Origin of the sequence: Micromonospora sp. WMMD975 (genome assembly GCF_029581215.1) — a bacterium.
In the GTDB taxonomy this organism is placed as follows: domain Bacteria; phylum Actinomycetota; class Actinomycetes; order Mycobacteriales; family Micromonosporaceae; genus Micromonospora.
Genome location: NZ_CP120739.1, coordinates 6,439,688 through 6,463,359 on the forward strand (window position 1 = coordinate 6,439,688; position 23,672 = coordinate 6,463,359).

Annotated in this window: 21 protein-coding genes and 2 pseudogenes; 6 read left to right on the forward strand and 17 right to left on the reverse strand. The window is 73.1% G+C overall.

The features are described 5' to 3' along the window. Positions 1-65 precede the first annotated feature (65 nt). On the forward strand, positions 66-686 hold the full coding sequence (locus tag O7613_RS29010; protein WP_282291043.1) for a TetR/AcrR family transcriptional regulator: 621 nt from the start codon (positions 66-68) through the stop codon (positions 684-686). 33 nt (positions 687-719) lie between these two features. Here the strand turns inward: O7613_RS29010 and O7613_RS29015 are convergent, their stop codons facing one another. The 4 genes from O7613_RS29015 to O7613_RS29030 form a co-directional block, all read right to left on the reverse strand. Then, entirely contained in the window at positions 720-1,163 is a 444-nt protein-coding gene (locus tag O7613_RS29015) for a MerR family transcriptional regulator (protein ID WP_281585165.1), read from the reverse strand. Further along, entirely contained in the window at positions 1,163-2,662 is a 1,500-nt protein-coding gene (locus tag O7613_RS29020; protein WP_282291045.1) for a SulP family inorganic anion transporter, read from the reverse strand. The genes O7613_RS29015 and O7613_RS29020 overlap by 1 nt, the downstream gene beginning before the upstream one ends. A 337-nt stretch (positions 2,663-2,999) precedes the next feature. Next, positions 3,000-3,635, reverse strand: coding sequence for a glyoxalase (locus O7613_RS29025; protein ID WP_282291046.1), 636 nt, complete (start codon positions 3,633-3,635; stop codon positions 3,000-3,002). Between the two features lie 63 nt (positions 3,636-3,698). Further along, positions 3,699-4,052: a VOC family protein gene (locus tag O7613_RS29030; RefSeq protein ID WP_282291047.1), complete on the reverse strand. Its 354-nt coding sequence runs from the start codon at positions 4,050-4,052 to the stop codon at positions 3,699-3,701. A 144-nt stretch (positions 4,053-4,196) separates the two neighbouring features. On the opposite strand from O7613_RS29030, the gene O7613_RS29035 reads away from it, so the two are divergent. Beyond that, positions 4,197-6,995 carry a LuxR C-terminal-related transcriptional regulator gene (locus tag O7613_RS29035; protein ID WP_282291048.1) on the forward strand — a complete coding sequence of 933 codons (2,799 nt, stop codon included), beginning with the start codon at positions 4,197-4,199 and terminating at the stop codon, positions 6,993-6,995. Positions 6,996-7,055: 60 nt separating this feature from the next. On the opposite strand, the gene O7613_RS29040 is transcribed toward O7613_RS29035, so the two are convergent. The 6 genes and pseudogenes from O7613_RS29040 to O7613_RS29065 all read right to left on the reverse strand — a co-directional run bounded on the left by O7613_RS29040 (position 7,056) and on the right by O7613_RS29065 (position 16,131). Beyond that, entirely contained in the window at positions 7,056-8,342 is a 1,287-nt protein-coding gene (locus O7613_RS29040) for a TIGR02679 family protein (RefSeq protein ID WP_282291051.1), read from the reverse strand. Then, the gene (locus O7613_RS29045) at positions 8,342-12,466 is read right to left on the reverse strand and encodes a TIGR02680 family protein (protein ID WP_282291053.1); all 4,125 of its coding nucleotides are present in this window, start codon (positions 12,464-12,466) and stop codon (positions 8,342-8,344) included. Before O7613_RS29045 ends, O7613_RS29040 begins: the two co-directional genes overlap by 1 nt. Before the next feature lie 11 nt (positions 12,467-12,477). Further along, on the reverse strand, positions 12,478-13,335 hold the full coding sequence (locus O7613_RS29050) for a DUF2398 family protein (protein WP_282291055.1): 858 nt from the start codon (positions 13,333-13,335) through the stop codon (positions 12,478-12,480). A 46-nt stretch (positions 13,336-13,381) separates the two neighbouring features. Beyond that, a pseudogene (locus O7613_RS29055) lies at positions 13,382-13,876 on the reverse strand (DUF2398 family protein); the annotation flags it as partial. After that, positions 13,873-15,441 (reverse strand): TIGR02677 family protein, encoded by a 1,569-nt coding sequence (locus O7613_RS29060; RefSeq protein WP_282291057.1) that lies wholly within the window; start codon positions 15,439-15,441, stop codon positions 13,873-13,875. The gene O7613_RS29060 and the pseudogene O7613_RS29055, both read right to left, overlap by 4 nt. Before the next feature lie 129 nt (positions 15,442-15,570). Next, entirely contained in the window at positions 15,571-16,131 is a 561-nt protein-coding gene (locus O7613_RS29065) for a hypothetical protein (RefSeq protein WP_282291058.1), read from the reverse strand. A gap of 130 nt (positions 16,132-16,261) precedes the next feature. On the opposite strand from O7613_RS29065, the gene O7613_RS29070 reads away from it, so the two are divergent. Next, positions 16,262-16,564 (forward strand): hypothetical protein, encoded by a 303-nt coding sequence (locus O7613_RS29070; protein WP_281585158.1) that lies wholly within the window; start codon positions 16,262-16,264, stop codon positions 16,562-16,564. Between the two features lie 175 nt (positions 16,565-16,739). On the opposite strand, the gene O7613_RS29075 is transcribed toward O7613_RS29070, so the two are convergent. The 4 genes and pseudogenes from O7613_RS29075 to O7613_RS30840 all read right to left on the reverse strand — a co-directional run. Next, entirely contained in the window at positions 16,740-16,985 is a 246-nt protein-coding gene (locus tag O7613_RS29075; RefSeq protein WP_282291060.1) for a nitroreductase family deazaflavin-dependent oxidoreductase, read from the reverse strand. A gap of 85 nt (positions 16,986-17,070) precedes the next feature. After that, the gene (locus tag O7613_RS29080; protein ID WP_282291062.1) at positions 17,071-18,264 is read right to left on the reverse strand and encodes an FAD-dependent oxidoreductase; all 1,194 of its coding nucleotides are present in this window, start codon (positions 18,262-18,264) and stop codon (positions 17,071-17,073) included. A 3-nt stretch (positions 18,265-18,267) separates the two neighbouring features. Beyond that, complete coding sequence (locus O7613_RS29085) at positions 18,268-19,038, reverse strand: TetR/AcrR family transcriptional regulator (RefSeq protein ID WP_348775391.1); 771 nt, start codon at positions 19,036-19,038, stop codon at positions 18,268-18,270. Continuing rightward, positions 19,008-19,259, reverse strand: a pseudogene (locus tag O7613_RS30840) (hypothetical protein); the annotation flags it as partial. The gene O7613_RS29085 and the pseudogene O7613_RS30840, both read right to left, overlap by 31 nt. A 175-nt stretch (positions 19,260-19,434) precedes the next feature. Between O7613_RS30840 and O7613_RS29090 the strand changes: the two are divergent. The 3 genes from O7613_RS29090 to O7613_RS29100 are packed head-to-tail and all read left to right on the forward strand — an operon-like array spanning position 19,435 to position 20,872. Continuing rightward, positions 19,435-19,959 (forward strand): TIGR03086 family metal-binding protein, encoded by a 525-nt coding sequence (locus O7613_RS29090; RefSeq protein WP_282291066.1) that lies wholly within the window; start codon positions 19,435-19,437, stop codon positions 19,957-19,959. Next, entirely contained in the window at positions 19,956-20,336 is a 381-nt protein-coding gene (locus O7613_RS29095; protein ID WP_281585153.1) for a metalloregulator ArsR/SmtB family transcription factor, read from the forward strand. The genes O7613_RS29090 and O7613_RS29095 overlap by 4 nt, the downstream gene beginning before the upstream one ends. Next, a complete protein-coding gene (locus tag O7613_RS29100) occupies positions 20,333-20,872 on the forward strand; it encodes an SRPBCC domain-containing protein (RefSeq protein WP_281585152.1) in 540 nt (179 codons plus the stop codon). Before O7613_RS29095 ends, O7613_RS29100 begins: the two co-directional genes overlap by 4 nt. Before the next feature lie 333 nt (positions 20,873-21,205). Here O7613_RS29100 and O7613_RS29105 read toward each other — a convergent pair whose 3' ends face one another. From O7613_RS29105 to O7613_RS29115, 3 genes are all read right to left on the reverse strand, one after another. Next, positions 21,206-21,772 (reverse strand): hypothetical protein, encoded by a 567-nt coding sequence (locus tag O7613_RS29105; RefSeq protein ID WP_282291068.1) that lies wholly within the window; start codon positions 21,770-21,772, stop codon positions 21,206-21,208. A gap of 62 nt (positions 21,773-21,834) precedes the next feature. Next, complete coding sequence (locus O7613_RS29110; protein WP_281585150.1) at positions 21,835-22,503, reverse strand: response regulator transcription factor; 669 nt, start codon at positions 22,501-22,503, stop codon at positions 21,835-21,837. Continuing rightward, a complete protein-coding gene (locus O7613_RS29115; RefSeq protein WP_281585149.1) occupies positions 22,500-23,657 on the reverse strand; it encodes a sensor histidine kinase in 1,158 nt (385 codons plus the stop codon). Before O7613_RS29115 ends, O7613_RS29110 begins: the two co-directional genes overlap by 4 nt. Between the last annotated feature and the right edge of the window lie 15 nt (positions 23,658-23,672).

The following is a 23,672-nucleotide window of genomic DNA, read 5'->3' on the forward strand; positions in this document are numbered from 1 at the left end:
TCCGTTGTCACTGGCCGAGGAAGGCTCATTGACGGAGTGAGTCCTCACTCCGTAGTCTGGTCGGCATGACTGAGACGCCCGGCCGGCGCAGAGCGCCGGGGATGAATGCGCAAGATCGACGCGAGATGATCGTGGCGGCGGCGCTGCCACTACTGGTCGAGCACGGCTCCGCGGTGACCACCCTGCAGATCGCGAAAGCGGCCGGGATCGGTGAGGCCACCGTGTTTCGGGCCTTCGCCGACAAGGATGAGCTGTTGGACGCCTGTGTGTCGGCGGCCCTGCGTAACGACCTCGTGCTGGCCGAACTCGACGCGGTGCCGCTGGACCAGCCCCTGGCTGCCAGGTTGACCGAGGCCGCCGCGACCCTGCATGCCTACCTGGATCGGATGGGCGCGGTGATCGGGGCGCTGCAGGCCGGTGGCCGCCGAGGCGAGCGGCGCGGGCCGGCCGACAACAGCGCGACCGGCGGTCGGGCAGCGGCGGTCGAGCGCACCCACCAGGCGGTGATTCGACTGCTCGAACCCGACCGGGCCGCGCTGCGACTGCCTGTCGAACAGCTCGCCGCCCTGTTCCTCGGCATTCTCATGGGCCGGCGAGGGGAGCACGGCGGCGCGGAGACTCCGGTCGAGACGCTTGTCGACGTGTTCCTGCACGGCGTGGTCGATCCGGCGTCGGATGCCACATGAGCCGCAGTCACCTCGGGGCCGGCGGGGTGGTGCTCAGCGCGTAGGGCCGCCGTGGTGGTCGAGTTTGGCGCGGAGCGTGCCGGCGAAGCCCTCCGCCATGGCGAGTTGGTCACGCAGGGCGGTGACGCGGGTGGTGGCGGCGGTGTGGAACGCGGCGAGCCGGTCGAGCAGTTCGGCGCGGTCGGCGCCGGTGGTGGTGTCGAGGGCGTCGAGGACGGTGAGGAGGGCGCGCATCTCGTCGAGGGTGAACCCGAGAGGCTTCATGCGTTTGACGACGGCGAGTCGGTCGAGATCGGGCTCGGTGTAGAGGCGGAAGCCGCCCTCGCTGCGGGCGGAGGGGACGATCAGGCCGGCTTCCTCGTAGTGGCGGATGGTGCGGATGCTCAGCCCGACCCGTTCGGCGGCCTCGCCGATCTGCATGAGGCGGCCGGAGGCGTGCGGCTCCGGCCCGGCGCCCCGGCTGTCGGCGGGGGCCATCAGTGGCCGACGCCGAGCTGCCCGGCGAGGGTGTCGTGGATGCGGGCGCTGGGCTGGTTCAGCTCGACGATCTCCACGGTCTTGCCCCGGGCGGCGTACCTGGTGGTGATCGCGTCCAGGGCGGCCACGGAGGAGGCGTCCCAGACGTGGGCGTGGGTCATGTCGATCACCACGTTCTCCGGGTCGTTCGCGTAGTCGAACTGGCCGACCAGGTCGTTGCTGGAGGCGAAGAACAACTCCCCGTGCACGGAGTAGATCCGGGTGCCGCCGTCGGGATCCAGGACGCTGGTGACCTCGACCAGGTGGGCGACCCGCCGGGCGAAGATCACCATGGCGGTGAGCACACCGACGACGACGCCGATGGCGAGGTTGTGGGTGGCCAGGGTGGTGGCGACGGTGGCCACCATGACGGTCGTCTCGCCGTACGGCATCCGCCTGAGGGTGGCCGGGGCGACGGAGTGCCAGTCGAACGTCGACACCGCCACGATGATCATGACGGCGACCAGGGCGGCCATCGGGATCACCGCGACCACATCGCCGAGCGCGACGACCAGGACCAGCAGGAACACGCCGGCCAGGAACGTCGACAGGCGGGTGCGGGCGCCGGACGCCTTCACGTTGATCATCGTCTGCCCGATCATGGCGCAGCCGCCCATGCCGCCGAAGAACCCGGTGACGATGTTCGCCACACCCTGCCCCCAGGACTCACGGGTCTTGCTGGACGGGGTGTCGGTGATGTCGTCGACGAGCTTCGCGGTCATCAGCGACTCCATCAACCCGACCAGCGCGATCCCCAGGGCGTAGGGGGCGATCAGGGTGAGGGTGTCCATGGTCCAGGGGATCTCAGGCAGGCCCAGGGTGGGCAGGCTGTTCGGCAGCGCGCCCTCGTCGCCGACGGTGGGCACCGCCACGTGCGCGGCCACCGTGACCACGGTCAGCACCACGATCGCGACCAGCGGCGCCGGCACGGCGCGGGTGAGCCGGGGCAGCCCGACCATGATCGCCAGCGCGACGACGACGAGCGGGTAGACCAGCCACGGCACGCCGAGCAGGTGCGGGGCCTGGGCGGCGAAGATCAGGATCGCCAGGGCGTTGACGAAGCCGACCATGACACTGCGCGGGATGAACCGCATCAGCCTCGCGACGCCGAGCACCGCCAGCAGCACCTGGATCGCGCCGCCGAGGATCACCGCCGCGATCAGGTAGTCCAGCCCGTACTCCTTGGCGAGTGGCGCCACCACCAGGGCGATCGCGCCGGTCGCGGCGGAGATCATCGCCGGTCGGCCGCCGCAGATCGCGATCGTGACCGCCATCGTGAACGAGGCGAACAGTCCCACCCGCGGGTCGACCCCGGCCAGGATCGAGAACGAGATCGCCTCCGGGATCAGCGCCAGGGCGACGACCAGACCGGCGAGGACCTCGGTGCGGAACACCTTCGGCGACAGCCAGGGCGGACGGGACAGACGCGGCCGGGAGACCGCGGACAGCACAGAAGACATACAGCCATTTCCACTCGGGCGTCACGCGGACGCGCACAGTTCCATCCCCGCGTCGGGGCGCAGCTCCTACGACCAGTCGGTCCTACCAGCCCGCGGGCCTCATCACCTGGACCCGGTCGGGGCCGGTGCCGACCCTACCCTTCCGTGAGGGGAGAGTTGACCGAACGTGGTGATCATCACGAATCACGTGCACCGGACGCCGCCCACGCCTCGCACACGATGTCCGGGTGCCCGCGGGTACGGCGGAGGCTGGGGTCGCCGTGCCCGCGGGGCCGGAAGTGGGATGGCTGCGTGCGTTCGCCGGGACCGCCTGCGGCGGTGGAAAGGGGCAGCCGCCTCAGCCGCTCAGCGCGGCCGGTGACGAGCCTCCATCGGCAGTCACCCACTCGAAGCCGTCGGGGTCGACGAAGGGGCCGGCGCTGCTGCCGATGACGAGCCGGTGTGAGCCGTCGCCGTCGGGCGGGACGCCCGCGTCCTTGGCGGCGGCACGACGGCCGTACAGCGCCAGCTTGATGTTCGAGGTCGCGAACTCGACATACTTGCGGCCGAAGCTCTTCGCCACGGTCAGGCCGCGATCGACGTAGAACCGTTTGGTCGCGGCGACATCGTGCACTCCCAACAGAAGCACGATCTCGTCGACGTGCCGGCTGGCCGGTCCGGTGTCCTTCTTCGACGATGTCGCGATCTTCCAGATGGTGCCGTACGGGTCGCGGAGTACCCCGCCGTAGCCCCAGAAGCCCTTCGCGGGTGGCTTCAGTGTGGTCGCCCCGCCGTCGAGGGCGCTGCCGAAGAGGCTGTTGACGGTGCCCGGCTGGGACACCACGAGCGACACGGCGAACCCACGAAAACCGGTCGTGGGTTCGCGTGCGGCGCCGACACGCAGGCGGTGGCCCAGATCGAAGGCTTCGGTGTAGAAGTGCTGGGCGGATGCCGGATCCGGCACTTCGAGCGTGACGGAATCGATGGCGAGCATGACGGTTTCCCTTCGTGGGTTACGGATCGCGGTCGGGCGGTTCGGACGAGCCAGGTCGTTCAGCTAGTCCTGGATGAGGCCCAGCAGGTTGCCGTCGGGGTCGGCGACGGTGGCCACGAGGCGACCGCCGCCGACATCGTGGGCGGGCTCGGTCACGGTGGCGCCGGCGGCGCCCAGCTCCGCCAGCTTCGCTGCGATGTCCGGAACGTGCCAGTAGGCCACCGGCGAGGTCAGGCCCTGCGGTCCACCGCCCGGCACCAAGCCGATGTGCTGACCCCCGGCATCGAAGCCGACGTAGTAGGACGAGTCGACCGTGGGCGACACGCCGAGCAGGGCCGCGTACGTCGCCTTGGCCCGGCCCAGGTCCGATACCGGATGCAGCACGGTCCTGATCCCCTGCGCGGAAGAACCCATCATGATCACTCCTTCGGTCCGCGGGCCATGGCCGGCCCGGTCGGTTTGTGTGCACAGCATGTCCTCGGGGACGTCCCGCCCGGATCCGTGCCGGCCACGGAGTCGACCACGGAACCGGCACACGGAGACGTGCGACAGAATGGGGTGATGGTGGACGTCTCCCCCCGGGAAGCCGAGGTGCTTGCGCTGGTCGGAGACCACCTCAGCAACGCCGAGATCGGAGCGCGACTCTTCATTTCGGTGCGTACCGTCGAGACGCACGTCTCCTCGCTGCTGCGCAAGCTGGAGGTCACGGATCGCCGGGCGCTCGCGCAGCGGGTGCCGGAACTGGCCGGCAGAGGCGCCGCCCCGCAGACGCCGGTCCTACCGGTCCCGCTGACCCCGTTCGTGGGGCGGGTGCGCGAACGCGCCGAGCTGACCGAGCTGATCCGGGATCACCGCCAGGTGAGCGCGGTCGGCCCCGGAGGAGTGGGTAAGACCCGGCTCGCGCTGGCGGTGGCCTCGCAGGCCGGCGGCGATCATCCTGACGGCGTGTGGTTCGTCGACCTGGTCCCAGTCGCCGACTCCGGCATGATCGCCGCCGCGGTGGGCGTCGCGCTGGGCCTGGGTGAGCAGCCCGGCCGGGACATGAGCGAGTCCGTCGTCGCCGCCCTGGCCGATCATCACGCGCTGCTGGTGCTCGACAACTGTGAACACGTGCTGGACGGGGTGGCGCTGTTTCTGGAACGGCTGTTGGCGGCGTGCCCCGGAGTGACGGTGCTGGTGACCAGCCGGGCCCGGCTGATGGTGCCCTTCGAGCGGGTGTACGCGGTGCCGCCGTTGTCGCTGGCCGTCGACGGCGAATCGGACGCGGTCGCGCTGTTCGTGCAGCGGGCGGCGGCGGTGGGCTGGCCACTGGATCCTCCGCTGCGCAACCAGGTCGCCGCGATCTGTGAGCGGCTGGACGGGATGGCGCTGTCGATCGAGCTGGCCGCCGCGCGGTATCCCATGCTGGGGCTGGACGGGATCACCGCCGCCCTGTCCCATCCGCTGCGGATGCTCACCGGTGGCGCCCGGGCCGACGACCGGCACCGATCGGTGCGGGCGACGCTGGACTGGAGTCACACCCTGTTGGAGCCGGCCGACCGGACGCTGCTGCGCCGGGTGTCGGTCTTCGTGGCGCCGTTCACCGCCCCGGCGGCGGCGGAGGTCGCCGGGGCGGAGGAGGGCATCGTCGCCGACGGACTGGCCCGGCTCGCCGAACAGAGCCTGCTGACGGTGAACGCCGTCCCCGGCGGGACCGAGTACCGGGTGCCGGAGACCATCCGCCAGTACGGGACGGAACGGCTCGCCGAGGCCGGTGAGTTGACCGACTCCCGCTCCCGGCACCTTCGCTGGTGCCTGGGCAAGGCCGCTGACCTGGCCGTGGTGCGAACGGACTGGCGAGCCCGGTTCGATTCGGTGGCGGACGACCTCCGCGCCGCCCTGTCGTGGGCAGTCGACCGCCCGGAGCAGCGCCCGGACGCCTGTCGCCTCGCCCGTCACCTGGCCGAGATGACCTTCGTCCGTACCCTGGTCGGTGAGTCTCAGCTGCGTTACGAGCAGGCGGCCGAGCTCGCCGCAGAGCCCACCGCCGAGGCGGCGATGCTCCGGCAGGCCGCAGCCGTGGCTGGATGCCGTATGCGCGGCGAGGACATGTACCGCCTCCAGCGGGCGGCCGCTCGGGCCGCCCGCCGGGCGGGAGACGCCGCCGGGGCCGCCGCCGACCTGGCGACCGCCGCCACCAGCTCCTACCGGTTCTGGAGCAAGTTCGCACAGCTCCCGCCACCGCAGGAGGCGATCGCTCTCATCGCCGAGGCGCGGGAGCTGGCAGGCGACGACCGGGCCGCCCGGGCCGCGGTGGCACTGGCCGAGGCCGGGGTGCTCACCGACGCGTTCGGTGCCGCGCAGGGCCCACCCGACAACGACGTACCCGAAACGATCGCCCGCGCCGAGCGGGCGGTCGAACTCGCGCGCCGCACACACGACCCGCTCGCCGAGTCCGCCGCGCTCGACGCGCTCACCGGCGCCCAGTGCTGGGCCGGCGACACCTTCGCCAGCGCAGCCACGGCGCGACGACGGGTCGCGCTGCTCTCACCCCTGCCGGCCACCCCGGCCAGCACCCACGAACTGCTCGACGCCCTCGGCAACGCAGCCGAGGCCAGCCTCGGCGCGGGAGACCTACCGGCCGCCTGCCGGTGGGCACGGCAGATCGCCGACCATGCGCTGCTCGCGGAGGTCGGCCACCGCGCCACGAGTTGGCTACTCGTGGCCGACGCGCTCGCGGGCAACACCGACCAGGTGCTCACCGAAAGTGCGCGTTTCCTCGACGCGTGGCAACGGGCCGGACGCCCCGCCAGGTCGGTCCTCGGTCCCGCGGCGGCCGGCGTCGCGATGATCCACGGGCTCCGCGACGACCGGGAGGCGCGACACGTCTGGACCGGGGTCCTGGATCAGCTCGGCACGTCGCCGGAACAGATCTACGGCTACGGCGCGGTCTTCGACGCGATGCTCCTGCTGCACCGGGGGGAGGCTGCGGAGGCGCTGGCTCGGATGGCGCCCGATCCCGGCGAGGTGTGGAAATCGGTCACGTGGGTGTGGCTCCACTGGTACGTCGCGCTACGCGCCGAGGCCGCGGTGCTCGCCGGGAGTCCGAGCGCCCGCGCCCACCTGGCCGGAGCCCGGACCGTCGTGGCCCGCAACCCCGTCGCCGAAGCCATGGTGCAACGAGCCGAAGCCCTGCTCGACGGCGACCACCAGGCGCTGCTCGCCGCGGCCGACGCGTTCGACACCGCCGGCTGCCGATACCAGTGCGCGAGAACCCTGGTGCTCGCAGGCGGCGCCCACGCGGAACGGGGTGCGGTCACCCTCGGTGACCTCGGACTCGCCCCGATGGGCTCCGGCCGACTTCCGATCACCTCAACCTGAGCCTCCTGGCGTTCGTCGCCGCTACCTCTGGGTCAGGACGGCGACATCGTCGCGGAGCCGTCACCTGGCTCCGGCCGCCCGTAGGTCGGCGATGAGCCGGTCGAGCAGCCGTTCCTCCATCACCGCTCGCCCGGTACGCCGCATCGACTCGCCCAGCGACTCGTCCCACGGCGTCCGGGCGGGCGCGCCGAGCAGTGCCGTGCCGGTGCCCGCCGCCGGCAGGTAGTCAGCCGCGGTCATCCGCCACGGGACCGCGCCCGGATACCGCTGAAGAGCGGCCCCCGTCAGTCGTACGCCGGTCCAGTCGAAGTCGTTGCGCCAGCGGATCACCGCTGCCGGAGCGGCGCGCAGCAGCGTGTGCACGGCGACCGACGGCACCCCTTCGGTGCAGATCAGCGGCGGGGCCTGGGCGCCGAGCACGGCGGTGGCCGCGCGCAACACGGCGGGGTTCTCGCAGACGCGGACCTCATCGCAGGTCAGGGCCAGCGGTGCCAGGCGTAGTTGGTGCAGGGTGACCCGGATCGGCACGCCGGCCCGCGCGGCCTCGGTCAGCCACCGCCCGACCAGCCCGCCGCTGGCCGGTACGTTGAGCACCAGCACCTGGCTGGCCAGGTCGTCCGGGACCAGACCGACCGATTCCCACAGCGCCCGTTCCCGCTCACCGTCGACCGGGAGCGCCGCCTGCTGCCAGGTGGCGACGGCACGGAGGACGAGCCCGCGCAGCGGCCCGTCGGTGAGGGCCTTCGTGTCCGCCAGCACCCGGTCGGCGAAGACCGGTATCGGCTCGTCGGCTGCGGGCAGCGCGTCCAGGACGCGGATCACGTCCCCGAACGGCAGTCCGGTGCGGACGACGCGGGTCAGGGTGCCGTCGCGGCGCAGGCCGTCGAGCCATTCGGCGTACCAGGCGGTGCCGGCGTGCCGGCCGTCGTCGGCCACGGCGAGGACGGCGTCGCGGGCCACCGCCTCGCGTCTGCGGTCGGACGGCCGGTCGCGCAGCGGGGCCGTCGTGGTGAGCACGTCGACCAGGCCGACTCCGTACGCGGCGTGCAGGTGCTCGTCCAGGTCGCTGAGCCGGACGCTGAGGCGGGCCGCCGCGGCGGAGCGGTGGGTGCCGGTGATGCCGATGACCACCAGGCGTTCGTCGTCGGTGGGGGCGGCGAGCGTCACGGTGGCGTCGAGCCGGCCGCCGGTGCGTTCCAGGCTGCGCCGGGCGGCCGTCAGCAACCGACGCCAGCCGGGCTGATCGACGAGATCCGCCGGACTTCCCGGCCGGTGCCGCCCGGTCGGCGCCGGCGACGGGTGCGCGGCGGAGCGGTCCGGCGGCTGCTCGCCGCGCCCGACGGTCATCAGTCCGTGAGGTCGAGCAGGACGCCGGCCCGGTCGGTATCGCCCGGGCCGCCGGGGGCGCGGCGGGTCTCCGGGGAGCCGAGCGCACGGGCCAGGGTGCCGTCGAAGTCGGCGATGTTGGTGGTGCCGTCCCAGACCAGCAGCACGGTGGACACGGCGTGCTCCACGGCGGAGTGCGACAGGTCGTAGTGGGCGGCGCCGCTGACCGCCGGATGGGTGGCCCAGAGGTCGTAGCCGGTCATGAACAGGTCCAGGTCGAACTGTTTCGCCAGCGCCATCAGCTCGCCCCGGCCGGTGTCGTCCACGCCGGCGAACGCCTCGTCGAGGCCGAGCAACCGGGGTGCGTCGGGTCGCGCCGAGCCGAACAGCGCGTTGGCGGCGGCGAACAGCGGCAGGTGCAGGGAAACCGACTGTTCACCACCGGAGAGCTGGCTGTGCCGGGCCCGGGTCAGCGCCTCCGTGCCGCCGCCGGGCCGGTGCAGGGTGAACGCGAACGTCCGCCACTGCCGGTAGTCGAGGACGTCACCGAGCAGTTCCCGGTACGGCCGTTCGGGCGCGGCGGCCCGCGCCGTCTTGATCCGCGCGGCGAAGTGCCGGCGCATGGTGGTGAGCTGGGCCGGACCGAGCCGGGCCGGGTCGCGTTCGAGGAGCTTGCACACGTCGCGTTGCTCGGCGTCGAGGTCGTCGGCGAGCCGCCAGCCGACACCGACGGTGAGCCCCGAGGACATGCGCCGGGCGCGCATCTGGCTGTCCATTGCCGCCACCAGGTCGCGGGCCTCGATGGTCCGGTGGTGGATCTGCCGGGCGAGCTGCCCGAGCAGGGCGTCCTCAAGCACCCGCTGCTCGGAGTCGGTAAGCAGTTGCTCCTGGTCGCGACGTTCGCGGGCGATCCGGTCGGCGAAGTGGGCGACGGGGGTGAGGCCCTGCTCGTCGGCGACCCGGACCACGATCACCCCGTCGTCGGTGTCCCACTCAGGCCGGTGGTCGAGACCGGCGGCGGGAAGTTGCGCCTGTAGCTCGGTGAGCGCGCTGGTGAGCCGGGTGGCGCTCTGCTTCAGCGAGGTCTCGGTGGGGCTCAGCTCCCGGGTGGCGGCGAGGATCGCCTCGTGCAGGGCCGCCACCCGCGGATGCAGCTCGTCGTCCGGGGTCTGCGCCGGCCAGCGCAGGTCGGTGGGGCAGCGCAGCAGGCCCAGCAGGTCCGGTTGGGCGTACGGGCGCAGCCGGTGGGCGTCGTGCTGCGCCTCGGCGACGGCCCCGACCAGGGCCTGCTCACCCAGCTCCACCCGGGTCAGCGCGGCGACCCGCCGCTCCCGGGCGGTGCCGAGAGCGGTGCGGGCCCGCTCGACGGACTGCTCCGCCTCCACGATCGCGTCGGCGGTCCGGGCCACGTCGGCCAGCACCCGTTCCGCGTCGGCGCCCACGCTGTCGCGCAACGTCCGGTACGCCTCCGCCTTCTCCTGGTGCCGTGCGCGGGCGGTGCGTGCGGTCTCCGCCGCGCCGGAGACCCGGTCGACCGCCTCGTCGTGCCGCTGCCGGGCCTGGTCCTCCTGCTCGGCGGCGCGCGCGGCGGCCGTCCGCGCGCCCTCCAGGCGTACCCCACGCTTCTCGAAGCGGCTCAGCGCCTCGGCGGTGTCGTCGAGCCGGTCGACCGGCAGCGACCGCTCGGCCGCGCTCCGCCGCAGCGCGGCCGCGGCGGCGGCCTGCTCGGCCAGGGCCTGGTCGAGGCGGGCGGCGGCGACCTCGCTGGCCTCCTGCCGGGCGCGCAGCGTCGCGGCGGCCCGGTCCAGCTCGCGCAGCGCCGCGTGGACCGGCGCGAGGGCCGGGAGTTGCGCGGCGGCGGCGTCCACCGCCGCCAACAGCGATTCGACTGACGCGCGGTCGCGGTCCACCGTGTCGAGGTCGGCGTCGACGGCGGTGAGCACCCGCTCGCACTCGGCGACCCGGACGGCGCGTCGGGTGGCCCGGGCGGTCGCGCCGATGTACTCGCAGGAGGTCTTGGCGAACCGGCCGGCGGCGATGCCCTGGGCGTACCGGCCGTCCACGCCGACGGTGACCGGCGAGGCGTCGGACGTGGTCACGTCGGCCAGCGCCACCGACGTGAGCACCTCGGTGATCCGCGCGGCGGGCACGTCGTCCTGCACCTCGGGGGCCAGCACGTCGGCGAGGGTGGCCCCGGTGGGCCGCCGGTGCGGCGGCAGCGGCAGCAGGTAGCCGTCGAGGTCGTCGCCGGCCAGCGCGGTCGTCGCCGTCCCCGGGTCGGGGTGCAGCCAGGCGTCCAGCAGCCCGGCCGCGTGCAGTGCCGCCTCGACGGCCGCCGCGTCCGCGCCGGTCACCGCGTCGGCGAACCGGACCAACCGCCACAGCGGCGCGCCGGGACGCCCGGCGCGCGGCGCCGGCCGGGTCACCGGGACGGGTGGCGCGTCGTCGTGCTCGGCGGCGATCCGGTCCCGCTCGGCGGCCACCTCCGCCCGCCGGTCGGCAAGCGCCGCGCGCTGCGCCGCCAACGCCGCGAGCCGGTCCCGCCGCTGGGCCACCGCGCTGGCCGTGGCCTCGGCGTACACCTCGCGCAAGGTCCGTGCGCCCGGCTCGCCGGTGGTGTCCACGGCGGCAACCAGCGCGGCGGCCAGGTCCGGGCGCGCGACGTCGGCCAGCAGCCCGGCGTTGCTCCGCGCCCACTGATCGAGCTGGTCGCGCAGCCCGGCGCGGGCCTGCGTGACGGCGTCCTCGGCGCGCCGCTCCGCCTGCTCGGCGTCCGCGGCGGCGGCCGTGGCGCCGGCCGCGTCGGCGGCGGCGCGGGAATGGTCCCGGTCGGCCTGGTCGTGCCGCGCCACCTGCGCGCGGACGGCGCGCACGTCGTCGCGGCGGGCGGCGGCCCGCGCGGTCATCCGGGCCGCCAGGTCGTCCGCGCCGGCGTCGTCGGCGCCCCACACGACCCCGGCCGCCTCGGCGTCGAGCAGCAGATCGGCGGCGAGCCGGTCGGCCGCCGCCCGCGTGTCCCGGGCCGCGACCGTGGCCCGTTCCGATTCGGTACGCCGCCGAGCCGCCGCGCTCTCCTCGGCGACGACGGCCTCGTCGGCCCGCCCGGCCGCCTCGGCCAGGTCGTGCACGTGCCGTTGCAGGTCGGCGAGCTGCTCGTGGGACTGGTATGCCGCCGAGGACTTCAGGCTGTCCAGGTGGGCGCGGAGCCGTCCGGGCTCGCCCTCGACAGCCCGTAGCCCCGCATCCGCCGCGGACTCCGCCTTCGCCGCCGCGTCGGCCGCGCCACGGGCGTCGTCGAGTGCGGTCGACCGGGTGGCGACCGCGTCGCGGCGGGCGGTCAGGGCGTCGGCGGCGGCCCGCGCGTGGGTGCGCAGGTAGGTCGAGTAGACCGTCAGGAACGCGACCGTGGCGCCGTCCGCCGCCACCAGCCCTTCGAGGGTACGGGCGACCGCCTCCATGTCGTCGAACGAGCGGGCTGCCTCCACCAGCAGGTGGTCCTCGACCGGACGCAGTCCCCGTTGCAGCGTGCGGGACAGCTCGACCGGGTTCAGGTCCTTGGCCAACTGCGGCTTGCGCAGGGTCAGCACCAGATCCAGCAACTGCTCGTAGCGGGCCGGGCCGAGGCCGAACAGCCGGGCGTCGACGAGCTGGCGGTAGTCCTCCGCGGAGTCCCGCACCGCGTCGGCGCCCAGCCGGTCGATCAGGTCGCGGCGGGTCAGCGGCCGGTCGTCGGCGTCCAGCAGGGAGAAGTCCACCCCCACCCGGCCGTCGACCACGAAGTGCCAGCGGGTGACCCGGTCGACGTGCCGGTGCGCCCGCAACCCGATGCCGACGGTCACGTGCTGCTCACCGTCGCCGAACTCCATCCACACGTACGCGTGGGTGACCTCCTGCCCCCGGTAGAGCAGGTTCGACTTCATCGTCCGGTCCTCGCTGGCGAACGGATTGAGCCGGCGCGGTTCGATCCGCCCGTCGAGGACGAACGGGAACAGCACCTCCAGCGCCTTGGTCTTGCCGGACCCGTTGGGCCCGCGCAGCACCAGCCACCCGTCGACGAAGCTGAACTCCTCGTCCCGGTAGTCCCACAGGTTGATGATCCCGGCCCGGGTGGGGGCGAACCGGCGGACGGTACGTTGCTCGATCACGATCGACTACCTCAGAACAGGGTTTCGGTGGCGGCGCGGGGCTTGACCGTGGCGACGGTGTGGCGATAGCGGCCGACCAGCGGCCGGACGACCACCCCGCCCGGCACGGCGGTGACCGCGCCGAACCGCTCCAGCAGCGCGACCGCCTCGACCCGCAGCCGCTCCGGGTCGGCGTGCCACTGGGCGCCGAACGCGGTCCCGTACCGCTGAAGGATCTCCCCGACGGCGGTGCGCAGGAAACTGTCGGTGATGAACGGCAACCGGCCGGCGCCGTCGGCCTCGTCGTGGTCACCCCGGTCCTCGGCGGTCCACGGCTCGCCCGGACCGGCGTCATCCAGGCGGATCAGGGTGGCCGTGGGCAGCCCGGCGTCGATATGGCCCGACAGCGCCTGCTGCCGGGCCTGACCGTCGGGCGGAGCCAGCCGCTTGACCCGACGGCCGTCGGGATCCGCCACCCGGTCGGCCATCTCCACCCCCAGCAACACCGCGGCCTGCGCCACCGAGCCGGTGCCCGGGAACCGCTCCCCGGTGAACCCGGCGGTGTCCACCAGCAGCACGCCCTCCGCCCGCCGTTCCACCCGCAGCCCGGTCAGCCGGGCCAGGTCGGTGGCGAGCGCCGAGCCGCGCAGATGGTTGGCGACCGCCGGCTCGACATCGGCGTGGTAGACGACAGGCGACTCCACCACCGCCCGCCGGGCCGCCTGGGCCGCCTGCCGTCGCTCGGCATTGCCGCTGCTGCCCACCGCCCGGCCCAGCAGCGCCGACACCGACTCGACGTGCTGGAGCACCCGGGGCGGCCGGAACAGCGCGAACACCACGTCCCGCGCCACGTCGTACAACGCCTCCCCGGCCCCCGGCCCCCGGGTCACTCGCCCAGGCGGCGCTGGAGCCGTCGGCCAGCCGCAGCACACCCCGCTCCTCCAGCCAGCCGACCGCGTCCACGAACGCCCGCCGGTCCGGGCCGTGGTCCGGATCCAACCCCAGGCCGGAGATCCGGTTGGCGTCCGCGGCCACCGAGTCGGCCAACTCGCTGAGAGTGATCTGGATCCCGGCCCGACCCAACACCGCCAGGCACAACGACAGGTACGCGTAGCGCTGCCGGTCGAACGGCCGCCCGGTGCGCGACACCGCCGGCTGGCTGCCGTCGAGCCGGTCCTTCGTGCGGACCAGCCGGGCCGTGGCACCGTGCAGCTCCAGCCGGTACCCGAACGCCTCGGCGAGATCCCGGCGCAGGGTGGCGGAGAACCGCCGTACCCGGGGCAACGCCCGCTCGTCGGGCCAGGTCGCCGTGATCAGCGGGTGACGCAGGACCAGCCGGACCGCCCGCTGGTAGTCCGCCAACTCGAACTCCGGGACGTCGACGGCGACCCGGTGCGCCGCCGGTCGCGGCGCGCCGGCCTCCACGGTCACGCCGGCACCAGGTCGGGACGGCGGACCGCGGTGTGCTGCGCTGCGGTGACCGTCAACGCGTACCCGTCCAGATGCAGCCGGCCCTCGGCGGTGCGCACCGTGGTGAACCGGCCCGGCGTCGGGGTGAGGGTCAGCCGGACGCCGTGCGCGGCGGCCGCCAGCGGCACCCCGGCCCGGCCACCCACCCGGGCAGCCAGCGCGATGTCCAGCAGGCGCAGCAGGACCTGGGTCTGCGACCCGTCCAACCGGTGGTCGTCCACGCCCTCGGCGGCCAGCGCCGTCGCCGCGTCGGCCCACCGGCGCTCCCGGGCGAGCTGATCGCCGCGCAACCGGTGCCGCCGCTCGTCGACCCGGTCCAGCCGGGCCGGCCGCCCCCGGCCCTGACCCGGTGCCCGGCCGGTGGTCACCAGGGTGCGGGACAGCTCCACCGCCGGCGCTTCCCACCACGACAGCCGGCTCGCGATCGCCTCCGGATCCGGGTGCGCCACCCCGACATGGCGCGGCGCGCCGAGGCCGAACACGACATCGAACAGGGCGTGCGCGCCCTCCTGCGTGCCGGTCCGGGTGAACCAGGCGGCCAGGTGCCGCAACTGCGACTCCCGGCTCACCCCACCGCGCCGCGCCTCGGTGACCCGGCGCAGCAGAGCCAGGACATCACCGATCGCGGCGATGGTGGCGTCCGACAACCGGTCCGCCTCGCTTGGTTGCTCCGGGCCCGGCGGCGCCAACCAGGACCGCAGCCCCGCCCAGCGCCGCCGCCAGTCCTCCAACCGCTGCACCGGGGTGTGGAACAGCCGCTCGTCGGCCTCGGCGGCGGCCTCGATCAGCCGGTCCAGGCCGGTCGCCTCGACCTCGTGCACCGCCGCGCGCAGCCGAGGCGTGTAGCGCTGCAACTCGTCGTGGAAGTCCCGCAGGTGAGCCAGCAGGGCGTCCTTGTGCGCGAGGAACACCTCCGGCCGCACGTCGTTGGTCCGCCCCAGGTCACCAAGCATGTGGTAGAAACGCGCCGCCCGCTCGGCGATGTCGGCCAACGCCCGGTCCAGCCGGTTGAACTTGCGGTAGACCTCCTCGGCGTCCCCGGCCTCGTTGGCCACCGCGAGCGCGTCGAGGTCAGCCAGGAGGTCGGCGAAGACCAGCCGGGACAGCGTCGAGTCGGCCATGCTCGCCGACAACACCGCCTCCACCGCCCGGTGCGCCCGGTATCCGGCCTCGGTGAACTGGTACACCGAGTGCCGGTTGCGGTACTCCGCGAGCGTGGTGGCCCGGGAACCGTCCTGCCCCCGGTCGAGCACCCCCCACTCCACCAGGGCGTCGAGCAGCCGCGGCAACTCCAGCCCCGCCGGATCCGGGCAGTCCGCGTCCGCCTCGTGCACCGTCGCCAGCGCCGCGGCCACGTCGGAGGTGTGCAGCACCACGTGGTAACTGGACCGGGCCGAATCGAACGCCCGCAGCAACCACAGGTAGGCGAACCGGTTCTCCGCCGTCACGTAACCGAACAGTCGCATCCGGTCGTCGAGCGCGAAATCGTCCAGCCCGAACGTCGGTCGGGATGGCTGCGCCGTCATCATCTACCTCCCACCGGGCGCGGACAGCCTCCCACCCTACTCAGGAGAGCCGACACGGCGGCCGGACGCGCGAGGGATCGGCGGCGGCCTGTCCCGTGGTCGTGATCGGCACCCTCGCGGCGGAATCTGTCACTCGCGGGTCAGCCCCGGTGGCAGCGCGTCCTCGTCGGGTCGGACCCGGCGGGCGTTGGCCACCGGGTCGCGTTCGAGACTGTCGATCAGTTGTTCCGGGCCACCGACACAGGTCCAGGTGTCGTCCCAGAGGGCGGAGACCAGCCATGACCGGTCGGCGGGGAAGAACAGGTCGGGTAGCGCGCCGTGCGCGTGGCGCATGTGACCGCCGGCGCGCCAGGTGAGGGCCGCCTCGGGTCCGGCCTCGACCAGCACGTACGGCCAGTTCCAGTAGAGGAACACCCGCGGGGCGTGGGGAAGGACGACGTCGTGGGCGCCGGTGTCGAGATAGGCCAGCCACCAGGGCTGGTCGGGGGTGTGCGTGAGGAGAACCTCGACCAGGGCCCGCTCGTAGGCGGCGGCGGTGACGTCGTCGGCCTGGTACGTGGTGGCGTAGGCGTCGAAGATCGGCGGGATGGCGGTGGTGATCGAGACACCGGCAGTGGTGTGACCGGCGATCCAACCCACGTCGGCGGCGCTGCCGATGCGCCAGTCCCGCCTGTCCCGGTCAACCCGCACCTAGCCATTCAAGCCGCTGCGATGAAGGGTTGGCGCGAAAATCGGGTCTCGCGGGGACCCACCGGCATGGCTGCCGGCGCAGCCACCGCCGAGCTGCTGCACCCACCCGGCGCCCTACAGTTGGCATCTGATGGACGCCGTGTGGAAGATCGCCGTGGGTGCCACCGTCGGTATGCTCGTGGTGTGGCTGGCGCTGATCGCGGCGTTGCTGTCGGCCGGGCGGCGCCATGCGCGCCCAGACCTCGGTGAGATGCTGCGGCTGCTGCCGGACCTGCTGCGCCTGCTGAAACGCCTGGCCGGCGACAAGAGCCTGCCGGGCGGGGTGCGGGTGCGGCTGTGGTTCGCCGCGGTGGGCGCCGCATCTGGGCTGAGCTCGGCGCTGCTGGGTTCGGTGGGGCCGTTGACGGCGCCCTTCTTCCTCGCTACGGGCTGACGCGGGCGGCGTACATCGGCACCGAGGCGGCCGGTGCCCTGACGATGCACCTGTCGAAGATCGCCGCCTACGGTGCGGGGGCGTGGCGAGGGATCAGGTGCGAGGTGGGCCCGGGGTCACGGCGGGCCGCTATCGCTCTTGCTGATGTGTGCGGTGTGCGATTCTCCAGCGGAGGTCACCCGGGTCGACCTGTGCCGCTTCGCTCGGCCCCCGCGACGGCCGGCAGCGGCACGGCGGTGACCGCCAGGCGCTGCCCGCCCAGCTGGATGTCCGCCCGCGGATGCGCCCGGAGGTTGCGGTACCAGTCGGACCGGGCGCCGAAGCCGGCGGCCACCACGTAGCCCTCGGTGGACGGGTCGACCACCTCGACCACGGTGTGCCCGAGCCGGCCGGTGCGCCGGCCGACGTGCTCGATCAGCACGAACCGGCCCGGCCCAGGTGGGCGCGGTAGAGCAGGATGGGCAGCCGGAACAGGCCGTGGGGCGGTGCGGGAGCGGCGAGCCGTCTCATCGGGCCGTTCCGACCGGCTCGGCGGAAGAGGTGACGACGCTGCTGCTCGACGTCGCCAGCGCGGGGCGCAGCAGGGCCGGCACGCCCGGCAGCGCGGCCGCGGCGAACGCGGCGGCCCGCACCGACAGCCGCCATCCGGTGTTGGGGACCAGCCAGTGCGCGGTTCGCCGGCCGGCTCGCTGCTTGGCCCGGACGAACGGCCGCATCCGTTTCTCGTACCGGTCCATCGCCGCCGGCACCCCACCGCCCCGCCGCAGCTCCTCGGCCAGTACGTAGGCGCCGCCCATCGCCATCGCGGCGCCCTGGCCAGCCATCAGCGATACGGCCTGGCACGCGTCGCCAACCAGGGTCACCGGCCCGCGATTCCAGCCCGCCATCTCGATCTGCGCCACCTGGTCGTAGTACAGCTCGGCACCCGTAGGGCAGTGGGCGAGCGCCCGGTCGGCCAGCTCGCCGAGGCCGACGTAGGTGGACCGGATGGTCGCCGCCGGTTCCGCCGGCAGCGCCGGTTGCGGCGACCGGTGCACCAGCCAGGCGGCGAGCCGCCGGTCGTCGATCGGGTACAGGCCGAGCTGGCGGTTCGGTACGGCAACCGCCAGGAACCGGTCGCCGATCTGGTCCCGCAGCTGCGGATCGGTGAAAACGTAGGAGGCGGTGTGGTACCCGATATAGCGCAGGTACGGTTCCTCCGGGCCGAACACGAGTCGCCGTACCCGGGAATGGATCCCGTCCGCGCCGATCAGCAGGTCCGCCCGCTGCTGCGTGTCGTCGCTCAGCGTCACGTCGACACCGTGGATGTCCGGGCGGACCGCGTCGATCGTGGTCCCGTACCGGATCGGCACCCGGTCGCCCAACGAGTCGTGCAGCACCCGTTCCAGGTGGCCGCGCATGATCGTTGCGATCCGGCCCCGGAACGCCACGTCGAAGGACTGGTAGCGCAGCTTGCCCCGGCCGTGTCCATCGGGGTCGACGTACTCGATGGCCTTCGCTCTGGTCTGGGCGCGGCGGAGCGCGGGGACCAGCCCCATGCGCTCGGCCACGTCATAGCCGGAGCCGAAGAAGTCGATCAGATAGCCCTCGTCGCGAAGCCCGGCCGCCCGCTCGACCAGGGTGACCTGCCAACCGTCCCGCTCGAGCCACCAGGCCGCGGTCAACCCGGCGATGCCGGCTCCACAGATGATTGCCCGCATTTCTCACGTACCTCTCTGCTCGATCGGATTCGATGTCGATGACGGCGGGGTGACGATCCGCCGCAGGATCCCGGCGAGCGCGGCCGGCTCGACGGCGACGCCCACCGCCCGGTAGAGCAGCAGGCCGTCCATGGCCGCGGCGAGCACCGTGGCGGCCGCCTCCGCGTCGGCCCCATGCCCGCACCGGTCCAGCCACGCCGTGACGACCTCCCGGAACGTCCTGATCGCCTCGTCGATGCGAGCGCCCAGGCTCTCGTTCCGGGTGGCGGCCAGGAAGATCTCGCTCGGCAGCCGCAGAGCGGTCGGGTCGCCCGCGTATCCGGTCAGGCTGGTGACGAACCAGTCCAGCCCGGTCTCCAGGTCGGCCGTGCTGCCCAACCCGGCCCGCACCTCGTCGATGAGTTGCCACAGCACCGGCGTGCAGGCCTCGATGAGTAGCTCGCTCAGCGACCGGAAGTGGTAGTGAACCGCACCCACCGGCACCCCGGCCCGATCGGCCACCAGTCGAGTGGTCACGTTGCCCCAGCCAACCTCCGCCACCAGCGCCACGGTGGCGGAGCACAGAGCCTCCCTGGTGCGCTGGCCGCGAGTGGACGCGGTGTCCGGCATGAGTTCCTCCGCTGTTCGGCCGGCTCCACCGACCTGGTCGATGGGTGCGGCCGTTCCGTTTGGTCGGCCAGGCGCCTTGGTCGATTGCCCTGTACAAGTGCCCTGTGCGTCCGCCTTGTGCATATGACCAAATCTTAGTGACCCTGTCGTCCCGACCGCAACCATTCGCCGGCACGCGCCGCTGGCGGCCTCCGATGTCTCGCTACTCCGGGCCCGTCCCGCCTTCGCCGCGCGCCACCTGCTCGCTGAGCCTGGGCTGGGCCGGTGACGCCGTACTGGGCGAAGTCGTCGGGATCGAGCTGGGTGGCTTGTCCGAGGGCGTCGGCGAAGATGCGCGGGTCGAAGTTACGGTCGGCGCGCTGGACGAGGGTGAGGAGGGCGTCGCGGGGCGGGTTGACCACTCACGCTCCGTGACAGGGTTCGACCGACGCCGACGGTGGCCGACGTCATGCCAACCCGGGGACTCTGGCGCCCTCACGGATGCCCTGGGCCGTCCCTTGACACCACAGGTCACCGTAATCAAGGATTAGCTTAATTAAGGAAATTCTTGAGGAGGGTCGGATGGGACCGGTGGAACTGTTCGAGGCGGCGGCCTGGCGTGCGGTCGGCCTCGCCGAGAACGTGGGCGACGAGCAGCTCGCCGGCCCGACGCCGTGTGCCCAGTGGGACGTGCGTGCGCTGCTGGACCATCTGCGGGGCGGGCCTGCCTACCTGCTCGCGGCTACCGGCCACGACCTTGACGCGGACGCCTCGTACCGGACCGTTGTCGCGCAGTGCCTCGCGGCGCTGCGCCAGCCGGGCGCGCTGGAGCGGCGGTGCATGTCGCCGCTGGGTTTCGAGTGGTCCGTCGGCGAGGCCGCGGCCGGCACGTTCATGGACCAGCTCGTCCACTCGTGGGACCTGGCCGTCGCGACCGGACAGAACCGCACTCTCGACCCCGCGCTAGTCGAGGCGTGCGTGGCCATGTTCCTACCCGACATGCCCGAACGCGGCCGGGCACGCGGTCTGGTCGGCCCCGCAGTCACCGTCGCCGCCGACGCCTCGGCGCAGGACCGGCTGCTCGCGGGCATGGGCCGGACGCCGTGACTCCCACCGGCGGCGCACGTGACGACGAGGTGGAAGAGGCCGTCCGCGCGATGGGCCATGCCGGACGGCGGGCGATGCTCGCGATGGCACGGGACGGCGAACGCACAGCGACCGAGCTCGCCAAGGCCGCGGGACTGTCCCCGGCCGCCGCGAGCCCGCACCTGAAGCTGTTGCGGCAGACCGGTCTGCTGCGCGTCCGGGTGGACGCGCAACGTCGGCTGTACCGGGTCGACTTCACGCGACTCGCGCAGGTCCGAGCCGTCCTCGACGAGATCTGGGGCGACGCCCTTGAACGGCTCCAGACGGTCGCGGAGCACGACGAGACGATCGACCGCCGCCGCGGCCGCCCCGCTCGCCGCACGGGGACGGACGGATGACCATCGAATCCAACGAGCCCTCGCACCCGGGGCTCGGTGTCCGCCTTGTCGACCGCACCCTCGTCATCGATGCCGCCCCGGAACGCGTCTACCTGCTCCTGACCACGGCCGACGGCCTCGTACGGTGGATGGCCCCGCAGGCTGACGTCGACGGCGTCGTCGACGGAGTTATCACCTGGCGGCACGCCAACGGCGACAGAGTGTCCGGCCGGTTCGTCGACCTTGTCCCGGACCGGAGTGTGGTCTTCACCTACGGCTGGGATCGCCAGGACGTCGGCATTCCGCCCGGCTCGACCACCGTCGAGATCACCCTGACACCGCTACCCGGCCCGGACGGCGACCGGACCGAGCTGCACCTCGTCCACCGCGGCCTGTCCGGACCGATGGCGAGCACCCATGACGGCGGCTGGGGGAACTACCTCGCCCGACTCGCTCTCGTGGCCGAAGGGCACGACCCCGGCCCGGACCTGCTGGCGCACCAACGCGTGCCCAGCGCCCGACCTGTCCCCAGGGAGACGACGCGGCACGAGCACTGACAAGTCGCGCGCGCTGTGGGAGCAGGTGCGGGACCTGCCTGCGTCATGGGCTCGACGATGACGGGCCTGCCCTGCCTGCGGCTGTCGGGCGTCTTCTTCGCCGCCTGGGACCACCGCCCCGGCAACCTGCTCGTCAAACCGCCGGCCGCCCGGGTCACCGCACTCGTCGACGCCGGACAGGCCCGTCCCTTCGCGCCGGCCGGCCGCCGCTCTCGCTGGGCCGCTCGACGAACCCGGCGGCCTGGACCGCGTAGCCGCCGGCCAGCGCGAAGCCGTATCGGTCGGCGGCCGCGAGTCCGGTACGGGCGAGGCGTTCGTGGAAGGGGTCCACCGCTATGCCGCGTCGCTGCGGGTGGCGGCGAGTTCGGGGAAGGCTTCCTCCCAGCGTTGGCGGAGCTGGGGCGGCAGCCAGAGGGTGGGCCAGAGCCGCCGGAGCAGGTCGGCATCGAGCCAGGTGTTCAGGTCCTCGACCGTGCTGGCTTCGGTGAGCACCACCTTGTACATGCTGGCCAGGCGCGCGGGCCGGTTCAGGTCGTACTCGGCGCGCCCGGACCAGTCGAGGTGACGCGGAAGCGTCACCGTTCCCTCGGTCGGGCCGTGCAGTTCGGTGAGGGTTTCGGCCACGACGTAGGGCTTCCCGTCACCGTAGGGCCGGTAGTCCACCGGCGGCTGGGGTGACGTCCGGCGCCGGTTGAGGTTGGTCGCCCGTCGGACTTCCGGTCGTAGTGCCTGACGGATCGTCTCCCGGCTGTAGCCGGTGACGCGTTGCAGATCCACCGGCCGCCAGCCGGCCGCATGGAAGGCCCGCAGTTGCTCGTCCCGCTCGGTCAACGCGGCCGCACGCGTCGCCTCGTACCGGGAGACAACCGCCTGCAGCTCATCCTCGGAGAACCGGCCCATGCCGGTAAGCCTACTACGCTAGGCCAAGCACGCTTGGTGTCTTCCCACGGAGGGCGATGCCCTCAGCGCGGACCGCCCGGCCCGACCAAGCCCGTTTCGTAGGCGATGATGACCAGTTGTGCCCGATCGCGTACCGCCAGCTTGGTCAACAGTCGTCCGACGTGTGTCTTGACGGTGGCCAGGCTGAGATGGAGATGCTCGGCCAACTCCGCGTTGGACAGGCCGCGGGCGATCAGTGTGAGCACCTCCCGTTCTCGCTCGGTCACCTCCGCCAGCCGCCGTGGCAGCGGCCGGGCCGGCTCCGGCCGACGCGCGAACTCGTCGATCAGCCGGCGGGTCACCGTCGGCGCGAGCAGCCCTTCGCCGGCGGCCACCACCCGGATGCCGGTCAGCAGGTCCGCCGGCGGGGTGTCCTTGAGTAGGAAGCCGCTGGCTCCGGCGCGCAGTGCCCCGTAGACGTACTCGTCCAAGTCGAATGTGGTCAGGATGACGACGCGGGTGCCGGCTGTCGCCGGCTCGGCGCAGATGCGTCGGGTCGCCTCGATGCCGTCCATCTCCGGCATCCGCACGTCCATCAACACCACGTCCGGGCGGTGCTCGGCGGCCAGCGCCACGGCCTCCACGCCGGTGCCCGCCTCACCGACTGTATTGAAATCCGGGGTCGAATCGACCAACAGTCGGAAGCTGCCGCGCAGCAGCGCCTGGTCGTCGGCGATCAGCACCCGGATCACGCGGCCACCCGGTAGGGCAGGGTGGCGGTCACCGCGTAGCCGCCGCCGGAGCGCGGCCCGGCGCGGAACTCGCCCCCGTGCAACGTCGCCCGTTCCCGCATGCCGATCAGCCCGTGCCCCTCCCCGCCGATCAGGACCGGACGGCGGCCGTCATCGGTCACCTCGATCCTGACCTCGCGAGGCGTGACGGTCACCGTTGCTCTGCAGGTGGCCGGTGCCGCGTGCTTCACCACGTTGGTCACCGCCTCCTGCACGATCCGGTAGACCCCCAGACCCACCGACTCCGGCACCGCTGCGGCCGGTTCCTCCTGCCGTACGTCAAGCCGTACGTCGACACCGGCGATCGCCGCCTGCTGGGCCAGCGCGGGCAGTTCGTCCAGCCCGGGAGTCGGGGCGTACGGGGTTTCCTCGCGCAGCGCGCCGAGTACCCGACGCACGTCGGTCAGTGCGTTGCGGCCGGTCTCCTCGATCACCCGCAGGGCGGCCCCCGCCTCGCCGGGATCGGTCCCGGCGACGTGATTGGCGACGGCCGCCTTCACCACGATGAGGCTCAGCGTGTGCGCGACGACATCGTGCAGCTCCCGGGCCACCCGTAATCGCTCCTCGGCAGCGGTCCGGCGGACCAGGTGCTCGCCCTCACGGGCGGCGATGGCACGCCGCTCGCGGACCAGCCAACCGATCAACCAGGCGGGCGCGATCATGACGGTGGCGTAGACGACTCCGCCGGTTCGCGACCAGAGGTCGCTCTCAGTCAGCACCAGGGCGACGCTCACCAGAGCGAGACAACCGGCGGCACACAGCAGTGACCGACGCATTTGCGTCGACACGGCCACCGTGTAGAAGGACAGGCCGATGGCGAGCCCGGGCGCGGCGGCGGCATAGTTGGGAATCACGCCGGTGATCAGGGCGACGGTGGCCACGGAGCTGATCACGATGGCGACGGTGATCGGCCACCGCCTCCGGACGGCCAACGGCAGCCCGAGGGCGAACCCGACGATCACCGACACCAAGAGCGGTTCGCGCACACCACCGTGCAGCGGCGATTCCAGCGCCGCGTACGGGCCGAGGAGCCCGCCGACCGCCACGGCGAGCACGGCGTCCACGATGGCCAGTTCCGCCGGCCGCAGCCGCCGGGTCAGCAGGAGGGCGGTCACCTGTCGAAGCGTATC